At 41.7% G+C, this 18,688-nt stretch carries 22 protein-coding genes and 4 tRNA genes; 21 read left to right on the top strand and 5 right to left on the bottom strand.

Features of this window, described 5'->3' with window-relative positions; genetic code table 11:
• Window positions 1-72 precede the first annotated feature (72 nt).
• Window positions 73-930 (top strand): acyl-CoA thioesterase II, encoded by an 858-nt coding sequence (tesB, locus tag J3455_RS16065; RefSeq protein WP_167658235.1) that lies wholly within the window; start codon window positions 73-75, stop codon window positions 928-930.
• Here tesB and plsB read toward each other — a convergent pair.
• Window positions 927-3,377, bottom strand: a complete 2,451-nt coding sequence (gene plsB, locus J3455_RS16060) for a glycerol-3-phosphate 1-O-acyltransferase PlsB (protein WP_167658234.1) — start codon at window positions 3,375-3,377, stop codon at window positions 927-929. The two genes, tesB and plsB, sit on opposite strands and share 4 nt — an antisense overlap.
• A gap of 431 nt (window positions 3,378-3,808) precedes the next feature.
• On the opposite strand from plsB, the gene rpsJ reads away from it, so the two are divergent.
• From rpsJ to rpsQ, 11 genes are read left to right on the top strand one after another with little or no spacing between them, the layout of a single operon-like run.
• A complete protein-coding gene (gene rpsJ / locus J3455_RS16055; protein WP_002957900.1) occupies window positions 3,809-4,120 on the top strand; it encodes a 30S ribosomal protein S10 in 312 nt (103 codons plus the stop codon).
• A 27-nt stretch (window positions 4,121-4,147) separates the two neighbouring features.
• Window positions 4,148-4,783 carry a 50S ribosomal protein L3 gene (gene rplC / locus J3455_RS16050; protein ID WP_036974218.1) on the top strand — a complete coding sequence of 212 codons (636 nt, stop codon included), beginning with the start codon at window positions 4,148-4,150 and terminating at the stop codon, window positions 4,781-4,783.
• Between the two features lie 17 nt (window positions 4,784-4,800).
• Complete coding sequence (rplD, locus tag J3455_RS16045; protein ID WP_062568199.1) at window positions 4,801-5,406, top strand: 50S ribosomal protein L4; 606 nt, start codon at window positions 4,801-4,803, stop codon at window positions 5,404-5,406.
• Entirely contained in the window at window positions 5,403-5,705 is a 303-nt protein-coding gene (gene rplW, locus J3455_RS16040) for a 50S ribosomal protein L23 (protein WP_054552368.1), read from the top strand. The genes rplD and rplW overlap by 4 nt, the downstream gene beginning before the upstream one ends.
• 17 nt (window positions 5,706-5,722) lie before the next feature.
• Window positions 5,723-6,547: a 50S ribosomal protein L2 gene (gene rplB, locus J3455_RS16035; RefSeq protein ID WP_130050277.1), complete on the top strand. Its 825-nt coding sequence runs from the start codon at window positions 5,723-5,725 to the stop codon at window positions 6,545-6,547.
• Between the two features lie 16 nt (window positions 6,548-6,563).
• Window positions 6,564-6,842 (top strand): 30S ribosomal protein S19, encoded by a 279-nt coding sequence (gene rpsS, locus J3455_RS16030; protein WP_010376377.1) that lies wholly within the window; start codon window positions 6,564-6,566, stop codon window positions 6,840-6,842.
• A gap of 14 nt (window positions 6,843-6,856) precedes the next feature.
• The gene (gene rplV, locus J3455_RS16025; RefSeq protein ID WP_004588690.1) at window positions 6,857-7,189 is read left to right on the top strand and encodes a 50S ribosomal protein L22; all 333 of its coding nucleotides are present in this window, start codon (window positions 6,857-6,859) and stop codon (window positions 7,187-7,189) included.
• An 11-nt stretch (window positions 7,190-7,200) separates the two neighbouring features.
• On the top strand, window positions 7,201-7,902 hold the full coding sequence (gene rpsC / locus J3455_RS16020; RefSeq protein WP_054552370.1) for a 30S ribosomal protein S3: 702 nt from the start codon (window positions 7,201-7,203) through the stop codon (window positions 7,900-7,902).
• 12 nt (window positions 7,903-7,914) lie between these two features.
• On the top strand, window positions 7,915-8,328 hold the full coding sequence (gene rplP / locus J3455_RS16015) for a 50S ribosomal protein L16 (protein ID WP_036974208.1): 414 nt from the start codon (window positions 7,915-7,917) through the stop codon (window positions 8,326-8,328).
• Window positions 8,328-8,519, top strand: coding sequence for a 50S ribosomal protein L29 (rpmC, locus tag J3455_RS16010; protein WP_054552371.1), 192 nt, complete (start codon window positions 8,328-8,330; stop codon window positions 8,517-8,519). Before rplP ends, rpmC begins: the two co-directional genes overlap by 1 nt.
• Window positions 8,519-8,776, top strand: a complete 258-nt coding sequence (gene rpsQ, locus J3455_RS16005) for a 30S ribosomal protein S17 (RefSeq protein WP_054552372.1) — start codon at window positions 8,519-8,521, stop codon at window positions 8,774-8,776. The genes rpmC and rpsQ overlap by 1 nt, the downstream gene beginning before the upstream one ends.
• Window positions 8,777-8,904: 128 nt before the next feature.
• Here the strand turns inward: rpsQ and J3455_RS16000 are convergent, their stop codons facing one another.
• The 3 genes from J3455_RS16000 to J3455_RS15990 all read right to left on the bottom strand — a co-directional run bounded on the left by J3455_RS16000 (window position 8,905) and on the right by J3455_RS15990 (window position 12,432).
• Window positions 8,905-11,061, bottom strand: coding sequence for an ATP-binding protein (locus tag J3455_RS16000; RefSeq protein WP_239977047.1), 2,157 nt, complete (start codon window positions 11,059-11,061; stop codon window positions 8,905-8,907).
• 112 nt (window positions 11,062-11,173) lie between these two features.
• A complete protein-coding gene (locus J3455_RS15995; RefSeq protein WP_063701100.1) occupies window positions 11,174-11,830 on the bottom strand; it encodes a helix-turn-helix transcriptional regulator in 657 nt (218 codons plus the stop codon).
• Between the two features lie 230 nt (window positions 11,831-12,060).
• Entirely contained in the window at window positions 12,061-12,432 is a 372-nt protein-coding gene (locus J3455_RS15990) for a histidine triad nucleotide-binding protein (protein WP_130050279.1), read from the bottom strand.
• Window positions 12,433-12,537: 105 nt separating this feature from the next.
• On the opposite strand from J3455_RS15990, the gene J3455_RS15985 reads away from it, so the two are divergent.
• On the top strand, window positions 12,538-13,161 hold the full coding sequence (locus J3455_RS15985) for a DUF2057 domain-containing protein (RefSeq protein WP_130050280.1): 624 nt from the start codon (window positions 12,538-12,540) through the stop codon (window positions 13,159-13,161).
• 53 nt (window positions 13,162-13,214) lie between these two features.
• Here J3455_RS15985 and J3455_RS15980 read toward each other — a convergent pair whose 3' ends face one another.
• Window positions 13,215-15,059 carry a M1 family metallopeptidase gene (locus J3455_RS15980; protein ID WP_130050281.1) on the bottom strand — a complete coding sequence of 615 codons (1,845 nt, stop codon included), beginning with the start codon at window positions 15,057-15,059 and terminating at the stop codon, window positions 13,215-13,217.
• 145 nt (window positions 15,060-15,204) lie between these two features.
• Between J3455_RS15980 and murB the strand changes: the two genes are divergently transcribed.
• From murB to J3455_RS15940, 8 genes are all read left to right on the top strand, one after another.
• On the top strand, window positions 15,205-16,215 hold the full coding sequence (murB, locus tag J3455_RS15975) for a UDP-N-acetylmuramate dehydrogenase (protein WP_130050282.1): 1,011 nt from the start codon (window positions 15,205-15,207) through the stop codon (window positions 16,213-16,215).
• Window positions 16,212-17,204 (top strand): bifunctional biotin--[acetyl-CoA-carboxylase] ligase/biotin operon repressor BirA, encoded by a 993-nt coding sequence (gene birA / locus J3455_RS15970; protein ID WP_130050283.1) that lies wholly within the window; start codon window positions 16,212-16,214, stop codon window positions 17,202-17,204. The genes murB and birA overlap by 4 nt, the downstream gene beginning before the upstream one ends.
• Entirely contained in the window at window positions 17,201-17,896 is a 696-nt protein-coding gene (locus J3455_RS15965; RefSeq protein ID WP_167658231.1) for a type III pantothenate kinase, read from the top strand. The genes birA and J3455_RS15965 overlap by 4 nt, the downstream gene beginning before the upstream one ends.
• Window positions 17,897-18,016: 120 nt before the next feature.
• A tRNA-Thr gene (locus J3455_RS15960) sits at window positions 18,017-18,092 on the top strand.
• Window positions 18,093-18,132: 40 nt separating this feature from the next.
• A tRNA-Tyr gene (locus tag J3455_RS15955) sits at window positions 18,133-18,217 on the top strand.
• A gap of 44 nt (window positions 18,218-18,261) precedes the next feature.
• Window positions 18,262-18,336 (top strand) — tRNA-Gly (locus tag J3455_RS15950).
• A 13-nt stretch (window positions 18,337-18,349) separates the two neighbouring features.
• A tRNA-Thr gene (locus J3455_RS15945) sits at window positions 18,350-18,425 on the top strand.
• Window positions 18,426-18,561: 136 nt separating this feature from the next.
• Window positions 18,562-18,688 (top strand): GTP-binding protein (locus J3455_RS15940; protein WP_033023824.1); only part of this gene is annotated, 127 nt, incomplete at its 3' end.

Below are 18,688 nucleotides of genomic sequence, written 5' to 3'. Positions count from 1 at the left end.
TGCTCTTACAAAGATTTACTTCCAATTAGTCTATAGTATCATTAAACGCTTGTCGGGATTGAGGATAAATAAATGAGCCAAGTATTAGATGACCTACTGTCATTAATGTCGTTAGAAGAGATCGAGCAAGGCTTGTATCGCGGGCAAAGCCAAGATTTAGGGTTTAGAGCTGTATTCGGTGGCCAAGTAATGGGGCAAGCCCTATCTGCAGCAAAAGAAACATTACCACAAGGGCGTATTGTTCACTCTTTACACTCTTACTTTTTACGCCCAGGTGATGCTGCAAAGCCGATTGTCTATGATGTCGAGAATATTCGTGATGGTAAAAGCTTTAGTACTCGCCGTGTAAAAGCAATTCAATACGGTAAGCCGATTTTTTACATGACCGCCTCATTTCAAGGTGAAGAAGAGGGCTTATCACATCAAGCGCAGATGCCTGATGTACCTCAGCCTGAAGAATTAAAATCATCTCTTGAATTTTACCAAGCAAATGCAGAGCTTATTCCTGAACAAATTCGTAATAAGTTCATCCGTGAAGTACCGATTGAAATGCGTCCTGTGACTTTCCATAACCCGTTCAAACCACAAGTTATGGAGCCAGTTAAGCATATTTGGTTTAAAGCAAATGGTGAGATGCCTGATGACCAGCGTATTCATAATTACTTACTTGCTTACGCGTCTGATTTTGAATTTTTACCAACCGCATTACAACCACACGGTGTATCGTTTATGCAGCCGAATATGCAGGTTGCGACGATTGACCATGCAATGTGGTTCCACCGTCCTTTTAGACTTGATGATTGGATTTTATATTCGGTTGATAGCCCAAGTGCGAGTTCTGGTCGTGGTTTGGTACGAGGTCAGTTCTTTGATCGTCAAGGCAATTTGGTTGCCTCAACGATCCAAGAAGGGGTCATGCGCCAGCGTTAATTTTCTGAATGCTGAGCTTGGCTTTGCACTATATCATCAATTGACTGCCAGACCCGTGCTGGCAGCAATGCTTTAAGATATAAATACACTTCACACAGCTCATTGCTGCCCGTTAAGCCTTGCTCTGTTTCGGTAATTAGCTTTTGCTCACGTAAGCTTGAAATAAAACCAATAAGCACTTTTTTATCAAAGAACTCTGGGGTTTTAATGCCATGCAAGGTGCCTAAGCGCTCTGCTAACACTTGGCTTTCGTGTTCAAGTTCTTCACGCTCAATACCACTGCTAGTTTGAATAAAGCCAACCACGATAGCGTAACGCTGTAGCGTTAGGTTTAAGGCACGACCTAGCATTTCGAGTTTTGCTAAACAGTCGTTGCTGTTGGTGATCTTGATATTATCGCCATCAATTTCAATGAGATCTTGATCAACGAAGCTTGCTAGAACCCGAGTAATGTAGTTTTCATCTAACTCATGTAGGAACCACTCTTTGGCAAACAGCGGGTAAAAACGCGCAATTAAGGCTTGGCACTCTGCTAAGGTCGTTTTGTGTGCCTTGAATAAATGCAGCGCCAATAAGCTTGGAACTGCAAATAAGTGCAATACGTTATTTCGGTAGTAGTTAAACAGTGTTTTTTCTTTATCGTTGATAGCGATAATTTCGCCAAATTCATCACTGATAACATCAAACTTATTAAGTTTGAGTGCATGCTCTAGTAGCTGTTCTGCGCTTTCGTCTGGTGTGGTCACCTTTTCACTGTAACTTGCGCTACGTTGTAAATGAAGATAAAACTCAAGTTGAGCAATCAGCTTAGGTCTACTCAATGCATGTTTATCATTAACTAATAAAATCATGGCAAGTAGATTCACTGCATTTAGTGCAGCAGCACTATTAATATTAACCATTACCTTATCAGCAAGTTCGGCGACCTGCGGTCCAAGCCATTGTGGTTTCTGAACATCAGTTGGGTGAATAGATTCACGCCAATCAGGTTGTTGATCATTTAGGTATTGATTAATCGAAATAGGGTCGCCAAAGTTTAAATAACCACGACCATAGTTTTTCAGATTTTTTATCGCTTTAAAGATACCTAATACCGACTCACCTTTTTTATCGTTACCGGCAAGCTCTTTTAGGTAGGTATTTATTTCCATTACGTGTTCATAACCAATATATACAGGCACAATCGAAATAGGGCGATCAATGCCACGTAACATGGCTTGTAGTGTCATGGCTAGCATACCTGTTTTTGGCGGTAACAAGCGACCCGTACGGCTACGACCACCTTCAGTGTAAAACTTTACTGAATAGCCTTTGATAAATAACTGACTCAGGTACTCTTTAAATACTGACGAATACAGTTTATTGCCCGCGAATGAGCGGCGAATAAAGAAAGCACCACTGCGACGGAAAATCCCCCCTGCAGGGAAGAAGTTTAGGTTGATACCCGCGGCGATATGCGGCGGAACTAACCCTAAATGGTATATAGAATAGGTCAGCAATAAGTAATCCATGTGCGAGCGGTGACATGGCATATAGATAATTTCGTGGCCTTTATCTGTAAGCTCATGCACTTGCTCAGAAAACTTAATATCAATACCGTTATAAAGCTTATTCCAAAGCCAAGTTAAAATACGGTCTGCAACACGAATAGTGGCGTCGCTATAATTGGCGGCAATCTCATCAAGTAACTTCAGTGCATTTTGGCGAGCTTGCTCTTGGCTGATGTTTTTTTCTTTCGCTTCTATTTGAATTGCTTTTTTTATTGTTGGTGATGCAAGTAGCGAATTAAATAGCTGTTCACGTGATGGCATTTTCGGGCCTGTCGCTGCCAACTTTTGGCGACGAAAGTGCACGCGGGCTACACGTAACAGCTTATGTGGTAGTTCATCAACATCGGCTTTTTCATTGACCAATAACGATAAATCGAGCGGCTGACTAAAGCGAATAAAGTTATCGCGCCCAGAAAATAGCAACACAAAGAACTTACGAAACCAGCTAGGAGTTAATGAGTGAGATACCAAAGTCCCCAAACCTGGCTTTTCTTTTCCTGGGTTTCTGCCCCATAAAATCGTCACTGGGATCACTTGAACGTTTTTCTCACCTGATTGCATCAGATGGTCAATAATCTGTTTGCCTTGTTGCAGGGCATTGCTTGGTTTGCTTTTGTTACCAATTAGCGGTGGCGGGTTTTGAATACCAATAAAGCGATCAAGTTCAGCATTACCTAATAACTGTTCTTCGGTTGGGTCTGGTAAACCGTATTTCTTACATACCCGTGCGAGTGCGGCTAAATCAGAACGCGCATTAAGCCTAACAATATAGAAGGTCGGGTTGGCTGGGTTTAGATTGTATTGTTCAATCGGGTTTTCTGGTAGCACCTTACTTTTTACAAACAAGCGGTTCATACCGGCAGAAATGAAATTTAAACAACGATTAATGATACGCATCAACTCACCAAAGTTATTAGTAGATATTAAATAGACCGAGTGTGGTCAAAAATAAGCAGCATAGAATAACAATTATTAACTGGACTGACCATTTAAAAGCGATTTTCTAGCTCCTTTACCGAACCAAGTATAATTTAAAGACGCTAATGTTATTGATAAAGTTCGAAAAATAAACAAAATTTAATTTAGACCTTGGGGATTTTCAAAATAGTTGTTGCATTTATCACCAATCTATCTATAATACGCAGGCTTTCAAAATTCCCTCGGGAACTTGGAAGGAAAAATTAAGCTTGGATTTCAAGCTAATAAACAGGAATTCCGATTTGGAATTCAACGTAGATATAAGAGAACAGCCGACATCTTAATTAATAAGTATGTTTCGGTCGTTTTTTTATGCTCTTTTTAAATGCTCTTTATATTGAGGTTTAAGAATGTCAAATCAACGCATTCGTATTCGCCTAAAAGCTTTTGACCACCGTTTGATTGACCAATCAACGGCGGAAATCGTGGAAACTGCGAAACGCACTGGCGCACAAGTACGTGGTCCAATCCCACTACCTACACGCTTTGAACGTTTTACTGTACTAACTTCACCGCACGTTAACAAAGACGCGCGTGATCAGTACGAAATCCGCACCCATAAACGTCTGATCGACATCGTAGAACCAACTGACAAGACTGTTGACGCTCTTATGCGTTTAGATCTTGCTGCTGGTGTTGATGTTCAAATCAGCCTGGGTTAATCGGAAGATTAGAGAGGTTTTAGGAAAATGGCATTAGGTCTAGTCGGTCGTAAAGTGGGTATGACACGTATCTTCACTGAAGATGGTGTATCTATCCCTGTGACAGTTATCGAAGCGACTCCTAACCGTATTGCTCAGATCAAATCTGAAGCAACTGACGGTTATAACGCGCTTCAAGTAACCGCAGGCACTAAAAAAGCAAGCCGTGTAAACAAAGCAGCAGCGGGTCACTTCGCTAAAGCTGGTGTTGAAGCGGGTCGCGGTCTGTGGGAATTCCGCCTAAATGGTGGTGAAGGCGATTTTGAAGTAGGCGCTGAGCTTACTGTTGAATTATTCAACGAAATCAACAAAGTTGACGTAACCGGTACTTCTAAAGGTAAAGGTTTCCAAGGTGGTGTTAAGCGCTGGAACTTCAGCATGCAAGACGCTACTCACGGTAACTCTCTATCTCACCGTGCTCCTGGTTCAATCGGTCAAAACCAATCACCTGGTAAGGTGTTTAAAGGTAAGAAAATGGCCGGTCACATGGGTGCTGAGCGTGTAACGACTCAAAACTTAGAACTAGTTCGCGTTGACGCTGAGCGTAACTTGCTTTTAGTTAAAGGTGCAGTACCTGGCGCTATCGGCGGTGACGTTATCGTTAAACCAGCTGTTAAAGCATAAGTCCTGGAGATTTAGTGATGGAATTAGCAATTAAAGACGCTTCTGGCGCTCTTGAAGTTTCTGAAGCTACTTTTGGACGTGAGTTTAACGAAGCATTAGTACACCAAGTAGTTGTTGCTTACGCAGCAGGTGCTCGTCAAGGTACTCGTGCTCAGAAGACACGTTCTGAAGTAAGCGGTGGTGGTAAAAAACCATGGTCTCAAAAAGGTACTGGCCGTGCACGTGCTGGTACAATTCGTAGCCCAATTTGGCGTTCAGGTGGCGTTAGCTTCGCAGCTAAACCACAAGATCACAGCCAAAAAGTAAACCGTAAAATGTACCGCGGTGCGATCAAAAGCATCTTATCTGAATTAGTTCGTCAAGAGCGTTTAATCGTTGTTGAACAGTTTGGTCTTGAAGCACCAAAAACTAAAGAACTAGTTGCTAAGCTTAAAGAACTTGAGCTTAAAGATGTTCTAATCGTGACTGAAGAAGTAGATGAGAATCTTTTCTTATCGGCACGTAACCTATACAAGGTTGACACGCGTGATGTAGCTGGTATCGATCCTGTAAGCCTAATCGCTTTCGATAAGGTACTTATTACAGCTGCTGCTGTTAAGCAACTTGAGGAGGCGCTAGCATGATCCGTGAAGAACGTCTTTTAAAAGTGATCCTTGCTCCACACATCTCTGAAAAAAGCACTATCGCTGCTGAAGAAAACAACACGATTGTTTTCAAAGTAGCTTCTGATGCAACTAAAGCTGAAATCAAAGCTGCAGCAGAAAAGCTTTTTGAAGTAGAAGTAACTGGTGTTCGCACACTAAACGTTAAGGGTAAAACAAAACGTACTGGCATGCGTTTCGGTCGTCGTTCAGACTGGAAGAAAGCTTACGTTACTCTTAAAGAAGGTAGCGAGCTAGACTTTGTCGGCGGCGCCGAGTAATAAGGGGAGTTAGAATTATGGCACTTCAAAAGTGTAAACCAACTTCTGCGGGTCGTCGTCACCTGGTTAAAGTGGTTAACCCAGATCTACATAAGGGTAAACCTTACGCACCACTACTAGAGAAAAACTCTAAGTCTGGTGGTCGTAATAACAAAGGTCGTATCACGGTTCGTCACATCGGTGGTGGTCATAAGCATCATTACCGTGTAATCGACTTTAAACGCACTAAAGATGGCATTCCAGCTGTTGTTGAGCGTCTAGAGTATGATCCAAACCGTAGCGCAAACATCGCTCTTGTATTATATGCAGACGGTGAGCGTCGTTACATTATTGCACCTAAAGGCTTAAAAGCTGGTGATTCAATCCAATCTGGTATTGATGCACCAATCAAAGCTGGTAACACGTTACCAATGCGTAACATGCCTGTAGGTTCGACTGTTCACAACGTAGAATTAAAACCAGGTAAAGGTGCGCAAATCGCACGTTCTGCTGGTGCATACGTTCAAATCCTTGCTCGTGAAGGTCAATACGTAACTCTACGTCTTCGTTCTGGCGAAGTTCGTAAAGTTCTATCTGACTGTCGCGCAACACTTGGTGAAGTAGGTAATGCTGAGCATATGCTTCGTTCACTAGGTAAAGCTGGTGCAAATCGCTGGCGTGGTATCCGTCCGACAGTTCGTGGTGTTGCCATGAACCCGGTAGATCACCCGCACGGTGGTGGTGAAGGTCGTACATCTGGTGGTCGTCATCCTGTGTCTCCATGGGGTAAACCGACTAAAGGTGCTAAGACACGTAAGAACAAGCGTACTGATAAATTTATCGTACGTCGTCGTACTAAATAATAGTTGAGGAATAGCCATGCCACGTTCTCTCAAGAAAGGTCCTTTTATTGACCTACACTTGCTGAAGAAGGTAGAGAAAGCGTTGGAAAGCGGTGACAAGAAGCCAATTAAAACTTGGAGCCGTCGTTCAATGATCATACCTAACATGATCGGATTGACCATCGCTGTCCATAATGGTCGTCAGCACGTTCCTGTGTTCATCACAGACGAAATGATCGGTCACAAACTAGGTGAATTTGCACCAACTCGCACTTACCGCGGTCACGCTGCGGATAAGAAAGCGAAGAAACGTTAAGAGGGGAATGATAAATGCAAGCATTAGCTAAACATAAATTCGCCTCTGGTTCGGCGCAAAAAGCACGTCTAGTTGCAGATCAGATCCGCGGACTTCCGGTTGATCGCGCTCTAGAAATCCTGGCGTACAGCCCTAAAAAAGCGGCTGTATTAGTTAAGAAAGTACTTGAGTCTGCTATTGCTAACGCAGAGCATAACGAAGGTGCTGACATTGATGAGCTTCGTGTAACTACGATCTTTGTGGACGATGGTCCAACAATGAAGCGTATTATGCCACGTGCTAAAGGACGCGCAGACCGCATCCTTAAGCGTACAAGCCACATCACTGTTGTGGTTTCAGATAGCTAGGAGTATAAGTAATGGGACAAAAAGTTCATCCTACTGGTATTCGCCTAGGTATCTCTAAACCTTGGGTTTCTACCTGGTACGCGAATTCAAAAGATTTCTCTGATCAGCTTTTTGGCGATCACAAAGTACGTACATTCCTTACTAAGGAATTAAAAGCGGCTTCTGTGTCTAAAATCGTTATTGAGCGTCCAGCTAAATCTATCCGTGTAACAATTCACACAGCTCGTCCTGGTGTTGTTATCGGTAAAAAAGGCGAAGACGTTGAAAAACTACGTCAAGCAGTAACTAAGATTGCAGGTGTTCCGGCTCAGATTAATATCGCTGAAGTTCGTAAGCCTGAACTTGATGCACAACTAGTAGCTGACGGTATTGCGTCACAGCTAGAGCGTCGTGTTATGTTCCGTCGCGCTATGAAGCGTTCGGTACAAAATGCAATGCGCATTGGTGCAAAGGGTATCAAAGTTGAAGTTAGCGGTCGTCTTGGCGGTGCTGAGATCGCACGTTCAGAATGGTATCGTGAAGGTCGTGTACCTCTACATACTCTTCGTGCTGATATCGACTACGCAACTTCTGAAGCCTTAACCACTTATGGTATCATTGGTGTTAAAGTTTGGATCTTCAAAGGCGAAGTTATTGGTGGTTTACCACTAGTACAAGAGCAAGAGAAGCCAGCTAAACGCGCGCCAAAGAAAGCCAAAAAAAGTGCTAAGTAGAGGTAGCGAGTAATGTTACAGCCAAAACGTACAAAATTCCGTAAAATGCACAAAGGCCGCAACCGCGGTTTAGCGCAAAACGGTAACAAAGTAAGCTTCGGTACTTTCGGTTTGAAAGCTACTGGCCGTGGCCGTATGACTGCTCGTCAAATCGAAGCAGCTCGTCGTGCTATGACACGTCACGTAAAGCGTCAAGGTAAAATCTGGATTCGTGTATTCCCAGATAAGCCAATTACGAACAAACCATTAGAAGTTCGTATGGGTAAAGGTAAAGGTTCTGTTGAATATTGGGTTGCTGAAATTCAACCTGGTAAAGTACTTTACGAAATGGAAGGTGTTTCTGAAGAGCTTGCTCGTGAAGCATTCAACCTTGCAGCGCGTAAATTACCATTCACAACAACTTTCGTAACTCGGACGGTGATGTAATGAAAGCTAGCGAACTAAAAGACAAAAGCGTAGAAGAGCTAAATGCTGAACTTCTAGGACTTCTTCGTGAGCAGTTCAACCTGCGCATGCAAGCAAGCACTGGTCAGTTAGCTCAGACACACACGCTAAGAACAGTACGTCGCGATATCGCGCGTGTAAAAACAGTTATTAACCAGAAGGCAGGTCAATAATGAGCGATAAAATCCGTACTCTTCAAGGCCGTGTAATCAGCGACAAGATGGACAAATCTTTCACTGTTGCTATCGCACGTTACGTGAAGCATCCAGTATATGGTAAATTCATCAAACGTACGACTAAACTACACGTACATGACGAAAACAACACAGCTCAAACTGGTGACGTAGTTACTATTTCTGAGTGCGCTCCTATTTCTAAGACTAAGTCTTGGACTTTAGTAGACGTTGTTGAGCGTCCAAAGAAAGCTTAATTTTTAATTAAGTTTCCTTACTAAAAAGCCCCGGCATCTGCTGGGGCTTTTTGTTTTTAAAATACAGCAATATGCTGATCGAGAGAGTGGCTTTTTAACTTGAGTTCATTAACTCAAGTTTGTTACCGCTATGCCAATTCATTTCTCACATGCTTTAAATAGGCTTGTAGGCTTTCTTGCCAAAGTACCATGGCATCAGTTAATGAATCCTTCAAAGGTTTGTTATCGAGTAGCCTACGCTCAATTTTCTTAAGTTCTAAACCATAGCGGTTAAAGCCTAGTTGCAAAGCTGTGCTAGCTTGGCGGTGGAGTAGCTTGATACACTGATCTTTATCGTCTTCGACAAGCTGCTGGCAGCGGATCAGTTTGTTTCTAGCTGAGAGTACAAACTCGTTGTAAATTGATGACATCTCATCTTCATTGAATGAACTTACAAGAGTGGCTGCGGCCGTTTCATCATAAAGTGTATCACGCAGTTCTACGGCAATACTTGCTGCTTGATTCGTTTGTGAATCACTGAGCGCTTGGCGTAGTTTTTGCTGCTTTATTGGCTTGCCTACAATGTCTTTAATACCGAGTGCTAAGTACTCTTTAATTTCATCCGGACTAAGGCTTGCGGTAAACGCTAATACAGGGGTTCGTTGGTTTAAATGGTCAATATTTTTTAGCTTTTTCAGCACTTCTTGGCCAGTTAGATCTGGTAAATTCATATCCAATAATACTACATCAAAGTGATGTTTCTGCATCAGTTCAATTGCGCTGGTACCATCTTTAGCAAGCTTAATTTTGTGTTCATCATCGGCCATAAATTCAATGGCAATTTTCTGGTTTAAATCGAGATCTTCAACTAATAAAACATCAAGACCGGTTACGTAATCTTTTGATTGATGGCGTTGTTCAACTAAGCTGAGTTCACCAATAGCAAGAGGAATATCAAAGCTGAAAGTACTGCCTTTATCTAGTTCACTTTCAATAATCAGTTTACTGCCTAATTTTTCGAGTAAACGACTGGTGATCGCTAAGCCAAGGCCCGTTCCGCCTTTTTCTTTACCTGCGCTGCTTTGTACATAAGGTTCTGTTAGGTATGCAATCTCTTCATCTTCAATACCTGGACCTGAGTCTATTACACTAACACGCACAAGGTGATCTAATTGACCTTCATTTAGCAGTTTAACATGGATTTTCACGGCACCGTGGTCGGTAAATTTAATCGCATTTCCAACAAGATTAATAATTACTTGCCTGAGTTTTTGTTGGTCGCAGTAATAACATGCTTGTTCGGGTAGGTTGTAAATAAGTTCAAATTTTAAGTGTTTTTGCTCTGCTAAAGGGCTTAGTAAAAGGCAGAGGTTATTGAGCCAGGTTTTAAACTCTACGTCTTCTTCGTAAAGCGCTTCATCACGTTGGTCGAGGCTTGCATAGTCGAGTACTTTATCTACCAATAGGTTTAGTGATTCAGCTGAGTTAATTATCGCCTCACAGTAAGGCTTATCTCGTGGGTCACTCGACTGATTCATTATTAACTGTGCACTTCCTAAAATTCCATTTAATGGTGTGCGTATCTCATGGCTGATAGTTGATAAGAATAAGCCACGTATTTCTAGATCTTTATGCGCTTTTTCGGCTAATTGGTTTAAGTTTTGTTCGCGACGTTCATTACATAAAAGTGCCATACCTGTTGCGTAAAAGATCGGCGCGATGACGCCATTTATCAACAAAGGGATACTAAACCAATTTGTAGATAGTAGATTAGCTGCAGTGACATTTTCCATCATTACAGTACGGCCTGTGAAAACCGCTAGAAGAATGCTGAGAATTAAAATATAAACAATACTGCCATTTGGGTAACTTTTACGACCATTACGAATGAATAAAGCCAGTAAAAATAGTACCTCAACGATATGTTGAAGGTCTGAAACCAGAATTCGACTACGTAATTCTGCGCTGTCGGAGGCAAGGTAAATTATACTGATAGCTAGTACGACGGTAATAGCAATAAAGGTTTTAAAGCCAACGCATTTGGCATTTAAAAACTGGCAAATAGCGAGTACATGAATAATGGAGGCACTAAAGAGCAACGTATTTGCAATGCCAACACTGGCAATATTATTGATGTGGCCATGTAATGCAAAACTCATTACTGATGCAAACATCACTAAAGGATAGAAAATATAAAGTAAAGTACCCGGAGTTTTTTTATTGGTTCGCCATGTAAGATAGTTAAGAAGGGTCATCACTGCCATCATGGCTGCACTGGCGTAATATAAAGTAACAGAATCGAGCATTGTATTTCCGGTGTTTTGCAATCAGTTTGAGCATAAAGTCAATTGCAGTGTTTAGCAACCAGAAACAAAAACAGACGCGGCTGCGTCTGTTTTAATTAGTAGGATGTTTGGTTTAACGAATTTCGTCTGGAATATTTTGCTGTGCCCAAGACAATAGCTCGATACGGTTACGACATTTAGTTTTTCTAAATGCACTATATAAATGAGTTTTAACTGTATGTGGGCTGATGCTTAAGTCTTCAGCAATTTCTTTATTCTTCGAACCTTTACTCATTAGTGAGATAATTGCTTTTTCACGTTTAGTAAGTTTAACCGGTTCGATATCACCATCTGTCAATTTGTGGAGTGCATCTTTATTGAACTGCAACATACGATTTAGTGCGTTACACATGATATCGCGGCGGTACCATAGTTGATCTTCAAGTAATAAACGAATGCCTTTCATTAACACATCTGCATTATCTGTTGTGTAAAATACACCACGAATACCACTTAATAGAGCACGGTTAGCAAGTTCAGGGTTTTCATCTAAGTTAAACAGTACGATATCGCATTTCATTCGAAGATTAACTAGTTGTTCTTTTAACTTACCCCACGGATCAGTGCTTGAAGTTTCAATAAATAACAAGCGTGTTCCTTCTGGTACTTCAGAGATATCAGTACCAGATGTCACTGCAAGTCCTTGTGTTTTTAACAATGGCTCTAATACGTTTATGCCAATAGTGTTAATTGGCTCTGGATCTAATAATAAAAAGGCTGAACTACTCATATATATACACTCTTGAATAAAGTTGACAGTTAAATCCTATCACGCAATCCACCCCTTTCGTATTAGAAATTTCTGAGAGTTGTGCAGGAAAAGTACAGTTTGTGTCTGTTTTCTGTCAAAAATTACAGTTAGTTAACAAAGTGCAGTATGTTAACTAACTGATATATAATTATTATAGCCGAAAATAATATGTTTGTGCTAGTTTTTACAATTGTTTACATATCAAAGTATTAGATCGGTTGTTTTTTCTTGTCTTGATATGGAGGCCAGCCCATTTCTTTACCTGCTAGCATGTGTAGATGTATATGGTACACAGTTTGTCCACCATGGTCATTACAGTTCATTACGACGCGAAAACCGTCTTCACTAAAGCCAAATTGCTTGGCGAGCTTTGCTGCAACCACATATAAGTGACCGACTAAAGCTGCATTTTCTTCTGTAACATCGTTAATTGTCGCTATTGGAGTTTTTGGGATGATCAGTACATGAAAAGGGGCTTGCGGGTTGATATCTTTAAAAGCCAGTGATAGCTCATCTTCATAAATAATATCAGCTGGGATCTCTCGGTTAATAATCTTTGTAAAAATAGTCTCTTGGCTCATACTTAGCTCTCTTATAAATGTGGTTAAATGACCACCCACTAATGACAAACTTTATTTGCAGTGTCAAACTGAAACTGCCGCAAGTTGAACAACCAAGGAGTGAACATGCGTAAGTTAGTATTACTGAGTAGTGCGTTAATGCTATTTAACAGTTTTAGCAGTGTAGCTGAGACTATTCACTTTCCAGAAGAGTTTGTACCTTTACAAGTTGGAGAGCGCCTTATTGAGCAGTCGTTTTTCAGTCGTGTTGACGATGTTGAGCTTGCTCCTGGTACATACCAAGTGAAGATGAAATACACAGATCTATACGAACAAGGATATGATGACCATCAAGTTGTTGAGTCTGAGCCGTTTTGGGTTGAGCTCACGGTGGAAAGTGGCAAAGACTATGATTTAGTGTTCAATCGTGCCAATAATGCTGTTGCCGCAGAAGTATTTGCTGAAGCACCGCAAGTAAGCTTAAAAGCCAAGGGCAGTGAACTTGCTGTGCCTTTATCTATAGTTAGCTATCGTGTAGCAAGCACGCCTGTACAAGCTGTGGCAAGCGCCCCAGTTGCTGCTACAAGCAACAAGCCTGCGACTGCAAAACCTGTTACATTGCCTGCAAAAGTACCCGGCGGACAAGCAGGACTTAAAAATATGCCAAATGCGGCTGCTATGCTTGAATTTTGGTGGCAACAAGCAAGCCCTGAAGAGCGCCGTGCCTTCTTACAAAAAGTAAGTAACTAATAAAAGAATTAAAAAAGGCGCTGATTTTCAGCGCCTTTTTTGTGTTTGATGACTTACTTTGCAAATAAGTCGTCAACAGTACCTTGTGCAAGTGGGTGGTAACCCGGACGTGCTTTTAAGTACACATCATGTGCCCAGTCTTTTCTACCGTTTTTAATAAGTGCTTTATAGAGTGGCACAATTAATTTACGGCGACCGATGCCTGATAGATGTTTATCTAAAGCAGGGTAGATAGGTTGATAACCATTACCTACCGCTAGCATAAACCATGCGAAAGCGCGCTCTGCATTAGTTGACTGTGTTAGGTTGAATTGATTATCCAGCTCAGTCATTTTTGCAATGCTTAAATCGCGAGGAAGATTATTTAAAAAGTGTAGCCACTCATGAACTGACCAATCTGCTGTTGGTAATTGGGCTGCACTGATCTCACCGTTTAACCATGTTTTGGTTACTGCATCAACTTTATCGAAGGCATCAGAGGTTGGATTCGGTGCATCGCTTGGTAAACCAGGCTCAAAGATCCATTCATTGACTTTATCCATGCTCACTACGCCAGGATATTTGTCGATAAGGTTGGCTTTTAAGTAAGTAACAAATTGAGCTGTTGTAAGAGACTTAAACGCAAACTGGTCAAAGTAACCTTTTACGAATGGGTCGAACTTGTCACGGCCAAATTTGTTTTCAAGATAAATTAAGAAAAGCTGACCTTTAGTGTAAGGCACTGAGCTAAATGCATCATCAGGATCGCGGCCATTAAGTTTTAAGTTAAGGCGCGTATCTGGTGCTGGCAGAGTTTTAAGTAATGCACGTAAGCCGGCTGCATCAAGCGCTTGTTCCATAACTGCACGGTCACGGCCAAACACTTCTTCCATAATGCGGTTTTCAACGTAAGACGTGAAACCTTCATTTAGCCATAAGTCTTCCCACGTCGCATTAGTCACTAAGTTACCAGACCAAGAGTGAGCAAGCTCGTGAGCAATTAGGTTTACTAAGCTTTTATCACCAGCAACAACTGTTGGGGTGATGAAAGATAAGCGTGGGTTTTCCATGCCACCAAATGGGAAGCTTGGTGGTAGCATTAATAAGTCATAACGACCCCATGCGTATTCACCATACATAGCGTTAGTTTTATCGATCATCGCTTGTGTGTCGTTAAACTCAGCAACAGATGCATCTAAAATTGTTGGCTCAGCAAAGATACCTGTTTGCTTAGACATGGCTTTAAATTCTAAATTACCAGCACCAATTGCGATTAAGTATGGCGAAATTGGTTGTGGCATATTAAATAAGTAATCGCCGTCTTTATAAAGAGCATCTTTATTATCAGCACTCATTACCGCACGAATGTCTTTAGGGGTGTGAATACGTGCCGAGTATGTTACGCGCATTGCTGGCGTATCTTGTACTGGGATCCAGCTACGAGCATGAATTGCTTGTGATTGGCTGTACATAAATGGGTGTGATTTACTGGCTGTTTGCTCTGGCGTTAACCACTGTAAACCTGAAGCTTCTGGGCGGCTGTTGTAGTAAATACGAGCTTTAACCGCTTGGCTTTTAAATTTAATTGTTAATTTTGAGCCCTTCACGTCATCACGTGCAGCAAGGGTGAAGTCAGCCTTGTGCCAGCTGCCTTTTTGATCTTGATACATTACTTTGTCGATATCTAAATCGCGTGTATCAAGTACTAGCGTTTTGCTTGTTGCATTGTGCCAATCTAGCGTGTGCTCAACAAAACCTTCTAGTTGTTTGTCATCAAAATCAACATCTAAATCTAGTAGTAGGTGAGTGGTTGTTACGTCATCTAAGTTTGCGTAAGTGTGCTGGCTGATTGCATCTGCAGTTGCTTGAGAGCAAGCACCGGCCATAGCAAGACTTAAAAGTAATGGTTTAAACTTCATAATAACCCTGGAACGGAAATGAAAAAGAGCTCGTTTTATAACATGATTAGTGCAGTGGGTTGAGTGATTTTTACAATCTAATGCGTATTTTGCGACGATAGGTTACACTAATGCGATTAGTTACCGGTAACCTTTGAGGCGTTTTGTGGCTCAGTCCCTGCAATCTTTTCATACCTTTTCTTTGCCTAGCCAATGCCAGCATTTTTATCAAATTGATGAAGTGGATCAGCTTTTAAGCACAGACTTTTCTAAGCCATTTTGTATTTTAGGTGAGGGTAGTAATACGGTGTTTTTATCTGACTACCAAGGTTCTGTGATCCACATGAACACGAAGGGCATAGATATAGAGCAGCAAAGTGATGGCTTTTTATTGCACATCGCAGCCGGAGAAAACTGGCACCAATTAGTCTCTATGACCGTTGCCAATGAAATGCCTGGGCTTGAAAACCTTGCTTTAATTCCAGGTACTGTTGGGGCTGCGCCAGTGCAAAATATTGGTGCTTATGGTGTGGAGCTTGAAAAGTTTGTTAGTTATGTTGAGTACTTTGATATTGCAACCAAAACGATAAACCGCTTAGCTAAGAATGAATGCCAATTTGGCTATCGTGATTCTATATTCAAACATGCCTTGAAAAATAAAGCTGTGATCACCCAAGTAGGGTTACTGTTACCTAAAAAATGGCAGCCAGTGCTTAGTTATGGACCATTGCAACAGCTTTCAGCTCCCTCTCCTCAGCAGGTGTTTGAGCAAATCATCGCAACTAGAAGCAGTAAATTACCAAATCCAAACAAACTTGCGAATGCTGGCAGCTTTTTTAAAAACCCAGTGATCAGTAATGAGCAACTTGCGTTACTTTTAAAACAGTATCCTGAGTTACCTCATTACTTTGTTGATGCTGAGCACCATAAGGTTGCGGCAGGATGGTTGATTGAACAAGCAGGATTAAAAGGTTGTAAAATCGCAGGTATTGAGGTTCATCAACAGCAAGCGTTAGTGCTAGTCAATCATGGTAATAGTACAGGCGATGATTTAATTGCCATGGTAAAACATGTTCAACAACAAGTTTGGCAAAAATATCAGATTGCTCTACAACACGAAGTACGACTGATTAATGCCGTTCATGAGTGTCACATTGAATTAGGAGCTTCATTATGAAAGCACCAGACGGTAATAAGCTCGCTATTTTACATGCTCTGAATACTGGTGGTTTTATTTCTGGTCAGCAATTGGGTGAGCAACTTGGTATTAGCCGCGCAGCAGTGGGTAAACATATTCACTCGTTACAGGAAATGGGGCTCGATATTTTCAAGGTCACTGGTAAAGGGTATTGCCTTAACAATAGTGCAGGCTTACTGAACAAAGATAAAATCGGCCAGTATTATACTGTATTGGGTGGCAGCACCGCTGAGGTCGAAGTGCAGCCAATTATTGATTCAACTAACAGTGAGCTTATGCGCCGTTTGCAAACAGAGGTACCACTGCCATCTGGTAGCGTGTTAGTTGCAGAAATGCAGCAAGCTGGAAGAGGACGCCGTGGGCGCGTTTGGCAATCTCCGTTTGGTGCAAACTTATACTTTAGTTATTTTTGGCGTTTGGATGATGGTTTGCAAGCTGCTATGGGGGTATCTATTGCTGTTGGGCTGGCTGTTTACGATACACTTAAAGCCTTGTACCAATTGGATGTAGAGCTTAAATGGCCAAATGATATCTACTTAAACCGTGAAAAATTAGCAGGTGTATTAGTTGAACTTGATGGTCAACCACAAGGACCTTGCCAGCTTGTAATAGGTATAGGTATCAACTTACATATGCCAGAAAGTGTTAGCCAACACATAGATCAAGCATGGACTGACTTAAGCCAGCATGTAAAGGGGTTAGATAAAAACAAGCTGGTGGCTTATTTGTGCTTTTATTTAGAAAAACGCTTAACCCAGTATCAGCAATCAGGTTTAAACGGTATGTATCTACAGTGGAATCAGTTAAATGCATTTGCAGGCGAGTGCGTTGAGCTAAATACTGGTCATCGAAGCTGGCGTGGCATTTGCGAAGGGATTGATAACCAAGGTGGCGTGCGCATTCGTCAAGATGGCGAAGTAAAAAGTTATTATGGTGGTGAAATTTCATTACGTAAGGCTGAGCTATGAAACTATTAGTGGATGTTGGCAATACCGCAATTAAAGCCGTTTTATTTGATGGTAAGGGTTATCAAGCATGTGAGCTCAGCAATTTACCTTGGTTACAAATAAAAGAGCTGGTATATGCCTGCGTGGGTAGCGCTGAGCTACTTAAACCTTTATTGGCACAGGCGCAGCAACATGCTGTTCCTTACTTTGAAGCAGAGGTGACAGCTAAACTCGCTATGTTAACCTGCGCCTATCAGCAGTTTCAAAACTTAGGAATTGATCGCTGGCTCGCGGTGATAGCTGCGTATGTAGAATATCCTCAGCAAAACTGCATCATTATCGATGCCGGTACCGCAACGACAATCGATGTGCTCAACAAAGAAGGGGCGCATTTAGGGGGCTGGATTTTACCCGGTCTTGATTTAATGACGTCTTCACTTACCCAAAATACGCAGCGGGTATTTGATGATAAACAAATACCCTTTACTACAGATTTAGGGCGTAATACTCCAAATGGTCTAAAAAATGGTGCCATGGTTGCTACCCTAGGTGCAATCGAGCTAGCAAAACAACATCTTAACCAACAAGATTGTCAGCTATTATTTGCTGGTGGCTATGGCAAACTGTTAGCAGATTCATTTATAGATGCTAAATTTGACAGCTTACTGGTTTTTAAAGGGCTGAATTATTGGCATGAAATAGCCACAAAATAGTAAAAGTATGGGTATTTGTCTGAATAGTGAGCGTTTAACACATAAAATCACATTTTTTTTAATTTTATGGTTGCATCACAATAAACCTTACCTTAGAATCTCGCCCCGTACTAAAGCAGTGCCGACTTAGCTCAGTTGGTAGAGCAACTGACTTGTAATCAGTAGGTCATCCGTTCAACTCGGATAGTCGGCACCACTTTCCTTTTACCGGAAGTGACTTAGTAAAGAATTTTCGTGGAGGGGTTCCCGAGCGGCCAAAGGGATCAGACTGTAAATCTGACGGCTCAGCCTTCGCTGGTTCGAATCCAGCTCCCTCCACCACTTTATTCTTGACGGTTAGAGGTAGTTTAAGAACAGGTTCCTATGCGGGCATCGTATAATGGCTATTACCTCAGCCTTCCAAGCTGATGATGCGGGTTCGATTCCCGCTGCCCGCTCCAGACTTCTGGTGTTGCTGATATAGCTCAGTTGGTAGAGCGCACCCTTGGTAAGGGTGAGGTCGGCAGTTCAAATCTGCCTATCAGCACCAGTATCGAGAACTCATCTTAATATCTTCCTTTATCTGTCAGAAAAAACTATTTGAAATTTGAAAAAATTAAATTAATCTACCCTCGGTGGATTATTTTCATATGTAATCTAGATACACAAAACTGATAGGTTCCGTCATGGCAAAAGAAAAGTTTGAACGCGTAAAACCGCACGTAAACGTTGGTACAATCGGCCACGTTGACCACGGTAAAACAACTCTAACAGCAGCAATCACAAACGTACTTGCAAAAGTATACGGTGGTG

Origin of the sequence: Pseudoalteromonas sp. NFXS39, from assembly GCF_040148775.1 — a bacterium.
Taxonomy (GTDB): domain Bacteria; phylum Pseudomonadota; class Gammaproteobacteria; order Enterobacterales; family Alteromonadaceae; genus Pseudoalteromonas; species Pseudoalteromonas apostichopi.
This window is presented reverse-complemented; position numbering and strand designations above follow the sequence as displayed.